Origin of the sequence: Gordonia sp. 852002-50395_SCH5434458 (assembly GCF_001665905.1) — a bacterium.
Lineage (GTDB): Bacteria > Actinomycetota > Actinomycetes > Mycobacteriales > Mycobacteriaceae > Gordonia > Gordonia jacobaea.
Window position 1 is genome coordinate 110,611 of sequence record NZ_LZTC01000023.1, and the last position, 16,390, is coordinate 127,000.

Annotated in this window: 16 protein-coding genes; 13 read left to right on the forward strand and 3 right to left on the reverse strand. The window is 65.9% G+C overall.

Features of this window, described 5'->3' with window-relative positions; all coding sequences use genetic code 11:
* Nucleotides 1-3 precede the first annotated feature (3 nt).
* Entirely contained in the window at nucleotides 4-561 is a 558-nt protein-coding gene (gene frr / locus A5785_RS05450) for a ribosome recycling factor (RefSeq protein ID WP_005204967.1), read from the forward strand.
* Between the two features lie 20 nt (nucleotides 562-581).
* Nucleotides 582-1,484, forward strand: coding sequence for a phosphatidate cytidylyltransferase (locus A5785_RS05455; RefSeq protein WP_064864913.1), 903 nt, complete (start codon nucleotides 582-584; stop codon nucleotides 1,482-1,484).
* Between the two features lie 43 nt (nucleotides 1,485-1,527).
* On the opposite strand, the gene A5785_RS05460 is transcribed toward A5785_RS05455, so the two are convergent.
* A complete protein-coding gene (locus tag A5785_RS05460; protein ID WP_064862231.1) occupies nucleotides 1,528-2,130 on the reverse strand; it encodes a helix-turn-helix domain-containing protein in 603 nt (200 codons plus the stop codon).
* A 124-nt stretch (nucleotides 2,131-2,254) separates the two neighbouring features.
* Here A5785_RS05460 and A5785_RS05465 point away from each other — a divergent pair, with 124 nt between their 5' ends.
* From A5785_RS05465 to A5785_RS05480, 4 genes are all read left to right on the forward strand, one after another.
* Nucleotides 2,255-3,181 (forward strand): metal-dependent hydrolase, encoded by a 927-nt coding sequence (locus A5785_RS05465; RefSeq protein ID WP_064864851.1) that lies wholly within the window; start codon nucleotides 2,255-2,257, stop codon nucleotides 3,179-3,181.
* Nucleotides 3,178-4,269 carry a PDR/VanB family oxidoreductase gene (locus A5785_RS05470; RefSeq protein ID WP_064862233.1) on the forward strand — a complete coding sequence of 364 codons (1,092 nt, stop codon included), beginning with the start codon at nucleotides 3,178-3,180 and terminating at the stop codon, nucleotides 4,267-4,269. The genes A5785_RS05465 and A5785_RS05470 overlap by 4 nt, the downstream gene beginning before the upstream one ends.
* Nucleotides 4,270-4,387: 118 nt before the next feature.
* Entirely contained in the window at nucleotides 4,388-5,878 is a 1,491-nt protein-coding gene (locus tag A5785_RS05475; RefSeq protein WP_064864855.1) for a flavin-containing monooxygenase, read from the forward strand.
* On the forward strand, nucleotides 5,875-6,735 hold the full coding sequence (locus A5785_RS05480) for a short-chain dehydrogenase/reductase (protein WP_064864858.1): 861 nt from the start codon (nucleotides 5,875-5,877) through the stop codon (nucleotides 6,733-6,735). The genes A5785_RS05475 and A5785_RS05480 overlap by 4 nt, the downstream gene beginning before the upstream one ends.
* A gap of 3 nt (nucleotides 6,736-6,738) precedes the next feature.
* Here A5785_RS05480 and A5785_RS05485 read toward each other — a convergent pair whose 3' ends face one another.
* Nucleotides 6,739-7,140, reverse strand: coding sequence for a LapA family protein (locus tag A5785_RS05485; protein WP_064864861.1), 402 nt, complete (start codon nucleotides 7,138-7,140; stop codon nucleotides 6,739-6,741).
* A 30-nt stretch (nucleotides 7,141-7,170) separates the two neighbouring features.
* On the opposite strand from A5785_RS05485, the gene rlmN reads away from it, so the two are divergent.
* Nucleotides 7,171-8,283 (forward strand): 23S rRNA (adenine(2503)-C(2))-methyltransferase RlmN, encoded by a 1,113-nt coding sequence (gene rlmN, locus A5785_RS05490; RefSeq protein ID WP_064864917.1) that lies wholly within the window; start codon nucleotides 7,171-7,173, stop codon nucleotides 8,281-8,283.
* A gap of 4 nt (nucleotides 8,284-8,287) precedes the next feature.
* Here rlmN and A5785_RS05495 read toward each other — a convergent pair whose 3' ends face one another.
* Nucleotides 8,288-8,560 carry a DUF2631 domain-containing protein gene (locus A5785_RS05495; protein ID WP_005204949.1) on the reverse strand — a complete coding sequence of 91 codons (273 nt, stop codon included), beginning with the start codon at nucleotides 8,558-8,560 and terminating at the stop codon, nucleotides 8,288-8,290.
* A gap of 142 nt (nucleotides 8,561-8,702) precedes the next feature.
* Between A5785_RS05495 and puuE the strand changes: the two genes are divergently transcribed.
* The 6 genes from puuE (at nucleotide 8,703) to A5785_RS05525 (ending at nucleotide 16,220) form a co-directional block, all read left to right on the forward strand.
* Entirely contained in the window at nucleotides 8,703-9,668 is a 966-nt protein-coding gene (gene puuE / locus A5785_RS05500) for an allantoinase PuuE (RefSeq protein ID WP_064864921.1), read from the forward strand.
* A gap of 26 nt (nucleotides 9,669-9,694) precedes the next feature.
* A complete protein-coding gene (gene dxr / locus A5785_RS05505; protein WP_064864866.1) occupies nucleotides 9,695-10,858 on the forward strand; it encodes a 1-deoxy-D-xylulose-5-phosphate reductoisomerase in 1,164 nt (387 codons plus the stop codon).
* A 55-nt stretch (nucleotides 10,859-10,913) separates the two neighbouring features.
* On the forward strand, nucleotides 10,914-12,140 hold the full coding sequence (locus tag A5785_RS05510) for a M50 family metallopeptidase (RefSeq protein WP_005204941.1): 1,227 nt from the start codon (nucleotides 10,914-10,916) through the stop codon (nucleotides 12,138-12,140).
* 91 nt (nucleotides 12,141-12,231) lie between these two features.
* Nucleotides 12,232-13,416, forward strand: coding sequence for a flavodoxin-dependent (E)-4-hydroxy-3-methylbut-2-enyl-diphosphate synthase (gene ispG / locus A5785_RS05515; RefSeq protein ID WP_064864870.1), 1,185 nt, complete (start codon nucleotides 12,232-12,234; stop codon nucleotides 13,414-13,416).
* A gap of 82 nt (nucleotides 13,417-13,498) precedes the next feature.
* Entirely contained in the window at nucleotides 13,499-14,335 is an 837-nt protein-coding gene (locus A5785_RS05520) for a GNAT family N-acetyltransferase (RefSeq protein WP_005204938.1), read from the forward strand.
* A 49-nt stretch (nucleotides 14,336-14,384) separates the two neighbouring features.
* On the forward strand, nucleotides 14,385-16,220 hold the full coding sequence (locus A5785_RS05525) for a penicillin-binding transpeptidase domain-containing protein (RefSeq protein WP_064864873.1): 1,836 nt from the start codon (nucleotides 14,385-14,387) through the stop codon (nucleotides 16,218-16,220).
* The last annotated feature ends 170 nt before the right edge of the window (nucleotides 16,221-16,390 follow it).

Consider the following 16,390-nt stretch of genomic DNA (forward strand, 5'->3'; position numbering starts at 1 on the left):
GACATGATTGACGACGCATTGTTCGACGCCGAGGAGAAGATGGAGAAGGCTGTCGGCGTGGCGCGCGAGGACATGGGGTCCATCCGGACCGGTCGCGCGAATCCCTCGATGTTCAACAAGATCCACATCGAGTACTACGGCGCTCTGACCCCCGTCACCCAGGTCGCGTCGATCACGACTCCGGAAGCCCGACTGGTCGTCATCAAGCCGTACGAGCCGTCGAGTCTGCGTGACATCGAGACCGCGATCCGCAATTCCGACCTCGGCGTGAACCCGACCAACGACGGAAACCTGATCCGCGTCGCCATTCCGCAGCTGACCGAGGATCGCCGCAAGGAGCTCGTGAAGCAGGCGAAGGGCAAGGGCGAGGACGCCAAGGTCGCGATCCGCAACATCCGCCGCAAAACCGTCGACGAGCTCAAGCGCATCCAGAAGGACGGCGAGGCGGGCGAGGACGAGGTGTCGCGCGCCGAGAAGGAGCTCGACAAGACGACCGCAGGCTATGTGCACCAGGTTGACGAGCTGGTCAAGCACAAGGAATCCGAATTGCTCGAGGTGTGACCGAGGAGCCGACACATCCCATGTCCGACGATTCAGCGACGAATCACGACGACGACGGCAGTACAGCCGAGGCGGATAAGACGACCACCGAGGCGGAGCCGAAGAAGTCGCGCGCGGGGCGTGATCTCCCGGCAGCCCTCGGGGTCGGGTTCTCCCTGGGCATCGGGATCATTCTGATCCTGCTGTTCGCACCGAAACTCTGGTATGTCGTCGTCGCGGTGGCCTTCGCGATCGCGACGTGGGAGGTGGCCAAACGCCTGCGTGACGGCGGTTACGACGTTGCGTTGCCGCCGCTGCTCGTCGGCGGGCAGGCGATCATCTGGTCGAGCTGGCCGTGGGGGACGACCGGCGTCCTGGTGGCGTTCGTGGGCACGCTCCTGGTGCTGATGGTGTGGATGTTGTTGGCGCAGGGCATCAACCACGCGCCGGTGAACTATCTGAAGAACCTCTCGGTGAGCGTGCTGGTGCTCGCCTGGCTGCCTCTGCTGGCGTCGTTCGGCGCGATGATGGTCGTCCAGGACCACGGCGCCGCTCGCGTCGCCACCCTGATGGTTGTCGTGGTCTGCTCCGATGTCGGCGGTTACGCGGCCGGGGTGCTCTTCGGCAAGCATCCGATGGCACCGGCAATCAGTCCGAAGAAGTCGTGGGAGGGCCTCGGGGGTTCGCTGGTTGTCGGCACCGCGGGTGCGATCGGCTGTGTGGTGGGGCTGCTCGACAGCCAGTGGTGGATCGGACTGATCCTCGGGCCTGTTCTCGTGGTCTGCGCGACGCTCGGCGATCTGGTCGAGTCCCAGATCAAACGCGACCTCGGCATCAAGGACATGGGCACGCTGTTGCCGGGACACGGCGGGATCATGGATCGCCTCGACTCGCTGCTTCCCTCGGCATTCATCGTGTGGTGCGTGCTCACCGCACTGCTCTGACCGCCTCCGCCGCAACGTCGTGTCAGTGGTCCACGGGGGCCTTTCAGCCCGGGCCGGCGATCGCGAGTAGGTGGTCGCGCGCGAATTTCTCGACGTCGTCGTAGTTCGCCAGCGGCACGCGCACCTCGGGTGTCAGCAGGATGGAATGTGTGATGCGCACCAGAATCTCCGCGCGTGACGCCAACTCGTCGTCGTCGAGCGCGACGTCAGGGGTGCGCAGGATGTCGGCGGTTGCCTCCACGGCGGCGGCGAGGATGAACGATCCGTTGAGCGTCAACTGTTCGAGCACCGACGCGGGCTCGAGCTCGAGGAGCCGATTCCACACCGGGTTGCCTCGTACGGTCGTCACCGTGGTCGCGAATGCGGTGACCACTCTGTCGGCGTAGGTATCCGCGGCGTCGGCTGCGGCGCGTACGTCGGCGAACAGGCGCGTTGCCTCGCGGATCAGGACCGCGGTCAGCACCTCGTTGCGCCCGCCGATCCGGCGGTAGACGGTGACACGTCCGACGCCCGCTCGCTTGGCGATGTCGTCGACCGTGGCACGACGGATCCCGATATCGGCGAAGACGTCGAGCGCGGCGTCGAGAATCGGGTCGGATGCGGCGTCGACGCCCGCCCCTGCGGTGAACAGACCGGGTACGGACATGGTGTCAGCGTAAACGACGTCCGGCTATTGAAACACTGAAGCAAGATGTGTTTCACTGTTCGCGTCAGGGAGGTGACGTGACTCACGTAGTCGTCGCCCCGAGTTGGCACGAGGAGGAGGGTCCGTGACGCACGCACAGCCACAGGAGCAGGCGCACGAGCAGGCATACCGGGCGCGCACACGCGAGTACGACGAGGAGGCGTTGGCGATCAACGCTCGTCCCGTTCGATTCGACTGGAGCGGAGTGCCGCTGGAGTACATCCCCGGCGAGCCGTACGCGACGCACTTCTGGAACGTCATGCACCTCGTCCTGCCCGAGGGGGAGCGAGCCATGGCCGACGTGTTCGCGCAGGCGCTTGTGCTGATCGACGACCCTCGACTACGGGAGGAGGTCGTCGGATTCGTCGGTCAGGAGGCCACGCACGCGTCGTCGCATGAGGGGTTCCGAAAGTACCTGATCGCCAACGGGGTCGAGATCGGGCCCGTCATGGCACGCATCGAATTCGCGGTCGAGAAGATCTTCGGCGATCACGGCATCACCGACGGCCGCGCGAGCAGGGCGTGGCTGTCGGAGCGCCTCGGAATCTACGCGGCAGCAGAGCATTTCACCGCGGTGGTGGGTGAGTGGCTGCTCGACAACAAGGCCTTCGACGACGTCGGCGTCGATCCCACCATGCTCGATTTGCTCCGGTGGCACGGTGCGGAAGAACTCGAGCATCGAAACGTCGCGTTCGATGCATTCCAGTACGTCGACGGCGGCTACTTTCGTCGTGCGCGCACCGCACTGATCGCCTCGACAGGGCTTGCCGCACTGTGGTTTTCGACTGCGGCGTACCTCTATCGCAACGACGCGACCATCGCTCGACGCCGCCCGTGGCCGGTGGCGTTCGCGCTTGCGGCACGTCGGCACATGATTCCCGGAATCTCGTTCCTGTTCGAGCAGATCTACCTGTACCTCCGCCCGGGGTTCCATCCGTCGAGCATGGGCGATATCGACAAAGCCGTTCGCTACCTGGCGATCTCACCGGCGGCGCGGGCGGCGGAGCAGTGAACTATCTTCCACCACCCACCACAGACGTCGACAATCCGACGCCGGTCCTGCGTGAGATCCACCGGTTGGCGCGGGGCTATTCTCGCGTGTTCGCGCAGGCGCGTCTCGCCGACCGACTCTCGCGGCCGAATCCGGTGCGGCGGGTCGGATTCGACATGCGACTCGACGTGGTCGAGAGTGTCGAGGCGGTCGACGGGGTGCGCCTGGTCACCCTCGCCCGACCTGACCGATCAGCCCTGCCCGTGTGGAGTCCCGGCGCACACATCGACGTGTTCACCCCGTCCGACCGGCAGCGCCACTACTCGCTCACCGGCGATCCCGCCGACACCACCACCTATCGAATCGCGGTGCGGCGCATACCCGACGGGCTCGGTTCGGCGGAGATGCATGTGCTGCGAGCTGACGATCAGTTGCGGATCCGGGGACCGCGCAACGCATTCAACTTCGCCGCCACCGCACGATGTCTCTTCGTTGCGGGCGGGATCGGCATCACCCCGATCCTCCCGATGGTCCGCGAAGCACACGCGCGCGGTCTCGACTGGCAGCTCGTCTACACCGGCAGGTCGCGGGCGACGATGCCCTTCCTCGACGAACTGCTCGCGCTCGATCGCGACCGGGTGCGTATTCACGCCGACGACGTCGACGGCCCGCCCGACATGGCCGACCTCCTCGGCGTGGGCATCGGGAGTGGCAGTGCCAGCGACACCGCGCCGATCTACCTGTGCGGACCGTCGAGCATGCTCGCCGCGACGCGACGCCTCGTGGTGCAGCACGATCCCGGGCGCGAACTACACAGCGAAAGGTTCAGTCCGCCACCGGTTGTCGACGGCGGGCCGTTCCGGATCGACTTCGCCTCGGGCGGCTCGGTCGATGTGGCCGCAGACGAGAGCGCCCTCGCGGCGATCCGCCGCGTGCGACCCGACGTGCGCTACTCGTGCCAGCAGGGCTTCTGCGGGGCGTGTCGCGTGCGGGTGCTCGCCGGCGCCGTCGAGCACCACGACCGCGTACTGATCGGTGACGAACGCGACGATTCGATGATGATCTGCGTCTCGCGCGCAGCAGACGACCACGTTGTCGTCGACCTCTAGGAGGAACCACACAGTGCACGATTCAGCCCAACAACACCCTGCCAAACACGATTCAGTCCAGCACGATTCAGTCCAGCAAGCCCCAACCCGACACGACCCGGCCAGGCGGCACTTTCACGTGGCGATCATCGGCGCGGGATTCGGCGGCATCGGCGCCGCGATTCGATGCTTGCAGAACGGATTCGACGACCTCGTGGTGTTCGAGCGCGCCGCAGCTGTTGGCGGAACGTGGGAGGTCAACACGTATCCCGGTGCGCAGTGCGACATCCCGTCGGCTCTGTACTCGTTTTCGTTCGCACCCAACCCGGACTGGACGCGCCTGTATCCGTTGCAGCGTGAGATCCAGGCGTACATCGCCCGGTGCGCTGCGGATTTCGGCGTCACACCCCACATCCGGTGCGGTCACGACGTCACCGATGCGTCGTGGGACGACCTCGCGCAGGTCTGGCGCCTGACGGTCAACGGCTCGTCGTTCACCGCTGATGTCCTCGTCGGCGCGACGGGTCCGTTCAGCGAGCCGTCCCGACCCGACATTCCCGGACTCGACGACTTCGACGGCGACGTCTTCCACTCCGCGCAGTGGGATCACGACTGGTCGCCGACCGGCAAGCGGGTGGCCGTCATCGGAACCGGCGCATCCGCGGTGCAATTCGTGCCCCAGATGCAGCCACAGGTAGCGCACCTGACCCTGTTCCAGCGCACGCCGACCTGGATACTTCCGCATCCGGATCGGCCGATTCCGCAGCGCGTCAGGGCAATGTTCGCGCGGGTGCCGGCCACCCAACGTGGACTGCGCGGAGCCTGTTCGCTCGTGCAGGAGATGATGGTTCCTGGCTTGGTGAGCCATCCCGCGCTACTGAAACCTGCTGCAGCGCTGGGCCGGTGGCATCTGCGTCGGCAGGTGGCCGACGAGAGGCTGCGGGTGGAGTTGACGCCGACATACTCCTTCGGGTGCAAGCGGCCGACATTCTCCAATAGGTATTACCCGGCGTTGGCCGCACCGAACGCTTCGGTGGTCTCCGATGCGATAGTCGGGGTGCGGGCCGAGGGCATCGAGACGGCCGACGGTCGCGTCCACGAGGTCGACACCATCCTCCTCGGTACCGGGTTCAAGCTCGCGGCGGGGGAGGGCTTCTCGCGCATCCACGGTGCCGACGGCCGCAGCCTGTCGCAGGTGTGGGGCAACGGCGAGATGAAGGCGTACCGGGGCACGAGCGTCGCGGGGTTCCCGAATTTCTTCATGATCCTCGGACCCAACTCGGTCGTCTACACCTCACAGGTGGTCACCATCGAAGCGCAGGTCGACTATCTGATCGACGCGCTGAAGACCATGCGCCGGAGGGGAATCCGCAGTTTTGATGTCACGCAGTCGGCGCAGGCCCGGTTTGTGAACGAGGTCGATAAAGGCCTCGAGGACTCCGTGTGGAACACCGGTGGCTGCTCGAGCTACTACCTCAGTCCGTCGGGGCGCAACTTCACGTTCTGGCCGGGCTACGTCTTCACCTTCAGGCGGGCGATGAAACACGTGAACTGGGATGACTTCGACGTCCGAACGGGCATACCACATCGACACGGGGTGTCGACGACGCGTGAGGCGGTATTCGGATGAGTAGCACGGACATTCGGGGCGCGGTGGTGCTCGTCACCGGTGCGGCACAGGGCATCGGCCTGCGCACCGCGCACCGCCTCGTCGACTCGGGAGCACACGTGGTGCTGACCGACGTCGACGCCACGGCACTGGAGTCAGCGAGTGCTGATTTCGCCGGGGACGCCGCCCTGGCGGTGGAAGCTGATGTGCGCGAACTGGATTCGATGGCCAGAGCCGTCGACAAGGCACTGGGCAGGTTCGGCCGTCTCGACCACGTTGTCGCCAACGCAGGAATCACGCCACCGACGGCGACGCTACGCGGGGTCGACCCGGCAGCCTTCGACCGCGTCGTCGACGTCAACCTCCGCGGGGTGTTCAACACCGTGCGCGCGTGCATGGAGCCGGTGATCGCCGCACAAGGGCACATGCAATTGGTTGCCTCGTGCGCGGCGTTCGCTCCCGGGATGGGGGGTTCGGCATACATGATCACCAAATCGGGGGTGGAACAACTCGGGCGGGCGTTGCGGATCGAACTGTCGGCGTACGGCGCCTCCGCGGGCATCGCGTACTTCGGCATCGTCGAGACCGATATGACGCGGGCGACGCTCGACGACGACCCGATCGGAAAGGAGATCGGCGGTCAACTGCCGTGGCCGCTGAATCGTCGGATCACCGCGGACGACGCCGCCGGAGTCCTGGTCGACGCAATCCGTTCACGGAGGGGGCAGGTCGTCGCGCCCCGGCAGTGGTCGGTGTACTCGGCACTTCGAGGACTCATCAATCCGCTGCTCGACGAGAAGCTCACACGCGACGCGTCGATTCATCGGATCGTCAGGCACCTCGACGACGGCGTCGCGCCGAGATCGGCGGGTGCGTGAGGTTCACGCCGCCGGTGGCGGATCCGTCGCGACCTTGGCCTTCTTCAGCGTCCGGTTGAGCTGGTACATCCGCGCGCCTCCCGCCATCGCGACGATCAACGCGCCTGCGATCGCCGCGATCAGCAGGCTGACGCCGACCGGCAGGTTGACCTCCCAGAACAGGATGTCGATGCGTTGCGATTCCAGGTTCTGCAGGATGAAGACCAGCAGCAGGATCGTGATGATCGCTCCGACGACCAGGCCTGTGAAGGCAGCGCGCGCACGCGTGTGCTCGACCTTCTCGATTTTGGTCCGCAACTCCTGCCGTTCGGCCAAGAGAGCCTGATGCTCGGTCGGGTCGACGGTGGGCGTCACGTCGGGTTCGGTCACGTCGTGGTTGGCCCTGCGCTTGTCGCCGTGGTTCATACACCCATGATGACATGCGACAATGGATTCATGACGTCATTGCCGCTCGTGTTCACCGCGCCCAAGAAGGGACTTCCGCCGACGCACTTCGCTGATCTCGATGTCGACGGTCGGCGCGCGGTCATCACCGATCTCGGCCTGCCGAAATTCCGTGCAGACCAGTTGGCGCGGCAGTACTACTCGCGGCTCAACGGCGACGTCGAGGAGATGACCGACCTTCCTGCTTCTGCGCGTCCCGCGGTCGCGGAGGCGCTGTTTCCGCAGCTGCTGACGCCTGTTCGTCATATCGCCTGCGACGACGGCAGCACACGTAAAACCCTGTGGCGCCTGCACGACGGCACCCTGCTCGAGAGCGTCCTGATGCGCTACAGCGATCGCAACACGCTGTGCATCTCGAGCCAGGCTGGATGTGGGATGGCCTGCCCGTTCTGCGCGACCGGGCAGGGTGGACTCGACCGTAACCTGTCGACCGGTGAGATCGTCGATCAGGTGCGTGTGGCTGCGCGCGCGTTGCGCGACGGCGAGTTCGGCGATGCAGGCAGGCTCTCGAACGTGGTCTTCATGGGTATGGGTGAGCCCCTGGCCAACTACAAGCGCGTCGTCTCCGCTGTCCGGCAGATCACCGCGCCGAGTCCGGAGGGACTCGGAATCTCCGCGCGCTCGGTGACCGTGTCAACCGTCGGCCTGGCGCCTGCGATCCGACGCCTCGCCGACGAGGGATTGTCGGTGACGCTTGCGGTGTCGCTGCACACCCCGGACGACGAACTGCGCGACACCTTGGTGCCGGTCAACAACCGCTGGTCGGTGCAGGAAGTTCTCGACGCCGCCAGGTATTACGCCGACACCACCGGCCGTCGGGTCTCGATCGAGTACGCCTTGATCCGCGACGTCAACGATCAGCCGTGGCGAGCCGACATGTTGGGCAGCAAGCTACACAAGGCACTCGGGTCATTGGTGCACGTGAACCTGATCCCGCTCAACCCGACGCCCGGCTCGCAGTGGGATGCGAGCCCGAAGGACGTCGAGCGGGAGTTCGTTCGACGCGTGCGCGCGCAGGGGGTCTCGTGCACCGTGCGCGACACACGTGGGCAGGAGATCGCCGCGGCGTGCGGCCAACTCGCTGCCGAGGAGACGAGCGGTTAGCCGCTCAGCTCCACTTCTTCTTCTTGAACATCTTGTAGAGCAGGATGCACGCGAGCGCGACCGCGATGACGATCAGGTAGATGTCCTCGACGTGGCCGACCTGGTTGCCGATCAGCATGAACAGCAGCGCTGCGACGCAGAACCAGCCTGCGGCGTACATCGACTTCGTCGCGGTGCCGTGCCAGCCGAACCGCGCCGAGGGTGCGTCCTCGGGCTCGTGCTTCCAGCCGGTGTCGATCTGCTTGTGCTGCTCGTGCTCGACCTCGGTGCTTGCCACGGTGGCTCCTCACTGCGAAACAACTGACACTTCTGCCCAACTACAGATGTCCGACGACGATCAGTAGTAGTTCACGATGAGCATAGCGGCCGCGTCGTTGCCCCGTCGCACGGCCACGCGCGATCTGGGAGAGAATGCCGCCATGCTCCCGACGACACGCTCGCTGACCGACTACCGCACCGAGGATTACCCCCGCGACATGATCGGGTACGGACGTACCACCCCCGATCCGCAGTGGCCGGGCGACGCGAAGATCGCGGTGCAGTTCGTCCTCAACTACGAGGAGGGCAGCGAGAACAACGTCCTCGAGAACGACCGCGGCAGCGAGACCTTTCTCTCCGAGATGGTCGGTGCGCAGTCGTTTCCCAATCGGCACATGAGCATGGAGTCGCTCTACGAGTACGGCTCGCGCGCGGGGGTGTGGCGCATCCTGCGCACGTTCTCTCGACGCGGATTGCCGTTGACGATCTTCGCCGTAGCGCAGGCTATGGCGCGCAATCCCGAGGTCGCGGCGGCTTTCGTCGAGCGCGGCGACGAGATCGCGTGTCACGGCTATCGCTGGCTGAACTACCAGATGGTCGACGAGCACGTCGAGCGCGAGCACATGCGTGCGGCGATCGAGCTGCTGACCGAGATCACCGGATCGCGACCGCTCGGTTGGTACACCGGCAGAGACTCACCGAAGACGCGCGACCTGGTCGTCGAGTACGGGGGATTCGCCTACGACTCCGACAGCTACGCCGACGACCTGCCGTACTGGGTGAAGGTGCCGAAGCGCACCGACGGGATTATCGAGGACGTCGACCACCTTGTCGTGCCCTACACGATGGACACCAACGACATGCGGTTCGCGTCGCCCGGCGGTTTTCCCTCCGGCGAGCAGTTCTACGCACAGCTGCGTGACGCCTTCGACGTGCTCTATCGCGAGGGACTCGACGGATCACCGAAGATGTTGTCGGTCGGCCTGCACTGTCGGGTCGTCGGACGTCCGGCACGGTTGGCCGCGCTCGAGCGTTTCCTCGACCACGTTCAGTCCCATGACGGGGTCTGGATACCGCGACGAATCGAGATCGCCGAACACTGGCGAAAGGTACACCCGCCTGCCTGAGTTGCCCGGTGAGCGACAATGGTCGGGTGAGCACACGCGTACTGATTCTTGGCTCGACCGGCTCGATAGGGGTTCAGGCCCTCGAGGTGATCGCCGAGCATCCCGACCGATTCGAGGTGGTCGGTCTCGGTGCAGGCGGCGGCAACCTCGACCTTCTGGCCGAGCAGGCGCGCTCGACCGGCCTGACAGCGGATCGGATCGCCGTCGCCGACCCGGTCGCCGCGGAGAAGCTCGCAGCTGAACTCGGCGACGGCGTCTTCGGCGGGGCGGAGGCGATGTGCAGGCTCGTCGAGAGCGTCGACGCCGACGTCGTGCTCAACGCGATCGTCGGATCGATCGGGCTGCGGCCGAGTCTCGCCACGCTGGAATCCGGCGCTCGGCTGGCGCTCGCGAACAAGGAGTCGCTCGTCGCGGGCGGGTCACTGGTTCTCGGCGCCGCGTCGCCGGGGCAAATCGTCCCCGTCGACTCCGAGCATTCGGCGATCGCGCAGTGTCTGCGAGCGGGCACATCCGACGAGGTGTCGCGGCTGGTACTGACCGCATCCGGTGGGCCCTTCCGTGGGTGGACTCGCGAGCAACTCGTCGACGTCACGCCTGAGCAGGCCGGTAAGCATCCGACCTGGTCCATGGGTCCGCTGATCACGTTGAACTCCGCGACGCTGGTCAACAAGGCGCTCGAGGTGATCGAGGCACACCTGTTGTTCGACGTCGACTACGACCGGATCGACGTCACGGTCCACCCGCAGTCGATCGTGCACTCGATGGTGACCTTCGTCGACGGCGCGACCATCGCCAAGGCGTCTCCGCCGTCGATGAAGTTGCCGATCGCGCTGGCACTCGGTTGGCCCGACCGTGTTCCCGGTTCGTCGAGTCCCTGTGACTTCTCGACGGCGTCATCGTGGACGTTCGAACCGGTCGACAACGCCGTGTTCCCCGCGATCGAGCTCGCCAGGGAGGCCGGGCGCGCGGGCGGAAGCCTCACCGCGGTGTACAACGCCGCCAATGAAGCGGCCGCCGCCGGATTCTTCGCGGGACGCATCAGCTTTCCGCGCATCGTCGAGATCATCGCCGATGTGCTCGCCGTCGCAGATGAATGGCGTGCACAGCCAGGTACTGTGGAGGAGATCCTTGCCGCCGACGCATGGGCACGAGAGCGCGCTGCGCAGTTCGTCGCACACGCTTCCGCGTGAGAAGGAGACCAGCCCGTAGATCCTGCTGCGGGGACGTCGAATTGGAGTTGAGTACGTGAGTTTCGCGATCGGCGTCGTGCTGTTTGCGGTTGCGCTGGTGTTGTCGGTCGCCTGGCACGAATGCGGTCACATGTGGGCCGCGCAGGCCACGGGCATGAAGGTCCGACGCTACTTCGTCGGATTCGGCCCGACGCTGTGGTCGACCAAGCGTGGCGAAACCGAATACGGCATCAAGTTGATTCCCGCGGGCGGTTTCTGCGACATCGCGGGCATGACTCCCTACGACAAGCTCGACGACGACGAGCGCGACCGTGCCATGTACCGCCAGAAGCCGTGGAAGCGGTTCGTGGTGTTGCTCGCGGGTCCGGCGCAGAACATCATCCTCGGCCTGGTCCTCGTGTTCATCGTGGCGGTCGCGTTCGGCCTGCCCAAGATCGGTCCCGACGCCAACAACGCACCCGTCTACGTCGACAAAGCGACGTGCGTGGCACCGAGCACCGACGCCAAGGGCGAGCCGGTGGCCTGTTCGGGACCCAGCCCCGCCGCGCAGGCAGGGCTCCGGTCGGGCGATCAGGTCGTCGCGATCAACGGGCATCGAGTCGACAACAACGCCGACCTGATCACGACCACGTGGAAGACCTCCGGCACCGCACAGCTCGAGGTCCTACGTGATGGCCAGACCGTGACGGTCGACGTGCCCGTCACCCAGGTGCAGCGGATGAAGAAGGCCGACGACGGGTCGCTGGAGCCGATCACCGTCGGCGCCATCGGTGTGCAGCTCAATACGCCTCCGGAGCCGGTCAACCACTACAACGTCGCGACAGCGGTACCGGGGACGTTCTCGTTCACCGGCCAGCTGCTCGTCGAGACGTTCAAGGCGTTGGTCTCGCTGCCGTCGAAGGTCAGCGGGCTGTGGGCCGCGGTGACCGGCGGTGAACGTGCAACCGATTCCCCGGTGAGTGTCTACGGGGCATCGGTGATGGGCGGGCAGACCGTCGAACACGGGCAGTGGAGCGTCTTCCTGCTACTGCTGATCAGCGTCAATCTGTTCCTCGGGCTGTTCAATTTGGTCCCGCTACTACCCTTGGATGGTGGGCACATGGCGATCGTCGGCTACGAAAAGGGCCGCGATACCGTGCGCCGGTGGTTCGGCAGGGCGCCTGGGGGCGTCGTCGACTACTACAAACTGATGCCGATCACTTACGCGGTGGTCATCGTGATGGCCGGGTTCATGGTCCTGACCTTGACCGCCGACATCGTCAACCCGATCAAGATCTTCTGATGCGCGGCCCCGTCAGCCCAGATGCGACGGCCGCGAGCGGCCCCGATTCGACGGCCGCGCAGACAACCGAATCCGCTTCGAGGAGTACGAGATGAACGCACCTGCCACGGGTGGGGCCACCGCCATCGGTCTCGGTATGCCCGCGGGACCGCCCCCGGTACTGGCGCCGCGTCGCAAGACCCGTCAGATCCACGTCGGGTCGGTGGGCGTCGGCAGCGACTATCCGGTGTCGGTGCAGTCGATGACCACCACCAAGACGCACGACATCAACGCGACGTTGCAGCAGATCGCCGAACTGACGGCGTCGGGATGCGACATCGTCCGTGTGGCGTGTCCGCGGCAGGAGGACGCCGAGGCGCTGCCGATCATCGCGAAGAAGTCGAAGATCCCGGTGATCGCCGACATCCACTTCCAGCCGAAGTACATCTTCGCTGCGATCGACGCCGGGTGCGCGGCGGTCCGTGTGAACCCCGGCAACATCAAGGAGTTCGACGGTCGTGTCAAAGAGGTCGCGAAGGCGGCCGGCGACGCGGGTATCCCGATCCGGATCGGTGTGAACGCGGGATCGCTGGACAAGCGCATCATGCAGAAGTACGGCAAGGCGACACCCGAGGCGTTGGTCGAGTCTGCGCTGTGGGAGGCGGGACTGTTCGAGGAACACGGGTTCGGCGACATCAAGATCTCGGTCAAGCACAATGACCCGGTCATCATGGTCGAGGCGTACCGGCAGCTCGCGGCGCAGTGCGACTATCCGCTGCACCTCGGGGTGACCGAGGCGGGTCCGGCATTCCAGGGGACGATTAAGTCGGCGGTGGCGTTCGGATCGCTGCTCAGCCAGGGCATCGGCGACACCATCCGGGTATCGCTGTCGGCACCGCCCGCCGAGGAGATCAAGGTGGGCGACGCGATCCTGCAGTCGCTCAATTTGCGCCCACGCAAGCTCGAAATCGTGTCGTGCCCCTCGTGCGGCCGCGCGCAGGTCGACGTCTACAAGTTGGCCGACGCTGTGACCGCCGGGCTCGAGGGTATGGAGGTTCCGCTGCGCGTGGCCGTGATGGGCTGCGTCGTCAACGGTCCGGGCGAGGCCCGCGAAGCCGATCTCGGCGTCGCCTCAGGCAACGGCAAGGGCCAGATCTTCGTCAAGGGCGAGGTCATCAAAACGGTTCCCGAAGCCGAAATCGTGGAGACGCTGATCGAAGAAGCGCTGCGGATTGCAGAGGAATCGGGAGAAACTGGTGAGGGTGCGGTGGGATCACCTACCGTGACCGTTTCCTGACGACAGTCGGCTGGCCCTGCTCTATTGGCGACCGGGTCGGCACGTCGTCGGAACGTAACCCCCGGGTCGATGGAGGAATGACGTGCTGAGGCTGTTGGGCGACAAACCGCTCGGCGCACGCGACGCCCCCGTGGTGGCGCGCGTCCTCAATGCCGATCCGGTCGCCAGTTGCATGGTTGCTGCCCGCTTCGAGACGCACGGTATCGACCCGAGGCTCCTCGGCGGCGAACTGTGGACCGCCGACGATCCCGCCACGTCGCTGTGCTTTTCGGGCGCCAACCTCATCCCGCTGCTCGGTACGAGCGCCGACATGACCTACTTTGCCGAGCGCGCCCTGTCGAGTTCGCGGGTCTGTTCGTCGATCGTCGGCGACTCCGAACACGTGCTCGCCATGTGGGATCGGCTGTGCTCTGCGTGGGGTCCCGCTCGCGAGGTCCGACCGGCGCAGCCGCTGCTCGCGCTGTCGGGTCCGCCGCTGGTTGCACCCGATCCGGGCGTGCGCCTGGTCACCCTCGACGATCTCGACGTCTACCTTCCCGCTGCCGTGGAAATGTTTATCGGGGAGGTCGGGGTCGACCCCTGCGCGGGGGATGGTGGCCGGTCGTATCGTCGACGTCTGGCCGCGTTGATCTCGGCGCAGCGGGTGTTCGCACGTTTCGACGGCTCCGCGGTGGTGTTCAAAGCCGAGATCGGTTCTCTCTCACGCCGAGTCGGCCAGATCCAGGGAGTCTGGGTCGATCCGACGCGGCGCGGACAGGGATTCGGTGCGGGTGGCACTGCCGCGGTCGCCGCGGCGGTGCAGGCACAGGGCCGGATCCCGAGTCTGTATGTGAACAGCTTCAACCTTCCCGCACGGTCGGTCTATCAGCGGATCGGATTCACCGAGGTCGGCACGTTCGCCACCGTCCTCGTCGACTAGGGCGAGCCTCCCCGGCGGGTGGTCCTCGCGGCCCTATCATCAGCTACCGATGGTGCTTTTGAGACGTCGCGTCGCTTCCCTGATTCCCGTGGCGATCAGTGCTGCGCTCATCGTCGGGGCCACCGCCTGTACCTCGGCGGACGACGGTCCGCGTCAGGCGGCACAGCACTTTCTCGAGGAGTTCGGCAAGCGAGATGTCGACGCCGCCGCGGCGCTGACCGACAATCCCGGTCAGGCTGCGCAGGGACTCGGGGGCGCATGGTCGGGATTGGGTGCCACCTCGATGACCGCGGAGGCCGGTCGTGCCGACATCAACGGCGACACCGCCGACATCGACGTCACCTATCGCTGGAAGTTGCCGCGCGGTCGCGAATGGACCTATCCGGCCACGGTCAAGATGGGGCGGAGCGATTCCGGCTGGTCGGTCCGCTGGACGTCGACCGACGTACACCCGGATCTCGGTGCGAATCAACGCTTGTCGATGCGGATCGTCGAGGCGCCGCGAGCGACGGTCAACGAGGCCGATGGCTCGCAGGTGATGGTCAACGGAACGGTCGTCGGCGTCAACTTCGACGCGAAGAAGGCTGCGGAGCAGGGGTCCGTCGCCGATTCGGTGACCCGGCTGACCGCTGCGCTCAACGCGACGGGCATGTCGCTCAATGCACAGAAGATCGCCGAGGATTCGACGGCCACAGACGGCGAGTACCAGATCACGCGCCTCGACCAAGCCCAGTTCGACCGTCTCCGTGACCAATTGGCGATTCCCGGAGTCGTCACCAATGAGCAGGCCGAGCTCGTCTCCAAGGACCCGGGTTTCGCGCCCGCACTGCTGTCTCAGGTCAAGAAGGTCGTCGACAGCGAGGTCGACGGCAACGTCGGCTGGCGGGTCGTCACGGTCAACCCCAACGGACTCGACGCGGACGTCCTGACCGACCACGCGGCCACACCGGCGCCGTCGATCTCGTTGAGTCTGTCGCGCGCCGTCCAAGACGCCGCACAGCGGGCAGTCAACGCCACCAACCGTTTTCAGATCGCGATGGTCGTGATTCAGCCGTCGACCGGACGCATTCTCGGAGTGGCGCAGAACCAAGCCGCCGATACGAGCGGACCCATCGCCACCACCGGGCTCTACCCGCCCGGTTCGACGTTCAAGATGGTCACCGCGACCACGGCGATCAGACGCAATCTGGCACAACCGGATTCGCTCGTTCCGTGCCCGGGTGAGATCGAGATCGGCCCGCGAACCATTCCGAACTACGACAGATTCTCGCTCGGCACCGTGACGATGCTGAAAGCGTTTGCGGCGTCGTGTAATACGACGTTCGCCCATCTGGCCAGCATGATGGGGCCGTCGGACCTCGCCAACACGGCAGCGGCGATGGGCGTGGGGGAGCAGTACAAGATTGCAGGCCTCGACGCCGTGTCGGGGTCTGTCCCGATCGCCAACGAGCTCGTGGCCCGTAGCGAGGACGGCTTCGGTCAGGGCAAGGTCTTGGTCAGCCCGCTGGGCCTGAGCCTGGTGGCGGCGACCGTCGCCAACGACGGCAAACGTCCTGTCCCGCAACTCATCCTCGGCAAGCCCACCACGGTGACCGGACCGACGCCCGCCCTCGAACCCGGCGTCGTGGACAAGCTCCGCCCCATGATGCGTGCGGTGGTCACCGAGGGAACGGGCACGACGATCGCCGAACAGGGCGAGATCTACGGCAAGACCGGTGAAGCCGAATTCGACGGTGGATCGCACGCCTGGTTCGCGGGCTACCGCGGCGACCTCGCCTTCGCGACACTCGTCGTCCGCGGCGCCGACTCGAACAACGCAGTCGCGGTGACGCGCGACTTCTTCAACTTCCTGCCGCCGGGCTACGCGACGGCCACCCGCCCCTAGACGCGCTACCCAGTCGGCAGGCTCGAGCGCCCAGTCGGCGTGCTCGAGCGCCCAGTCGACGCTGCGCGGCATGGCGAGTGGGCGCTTCTGAATGCCGACTGTGCGCTTCTGAGCGCCCAGTGGGTACCCGCGCTCAGCGGCGCCGCGGGATGATCACCGGTTGGCCGGTC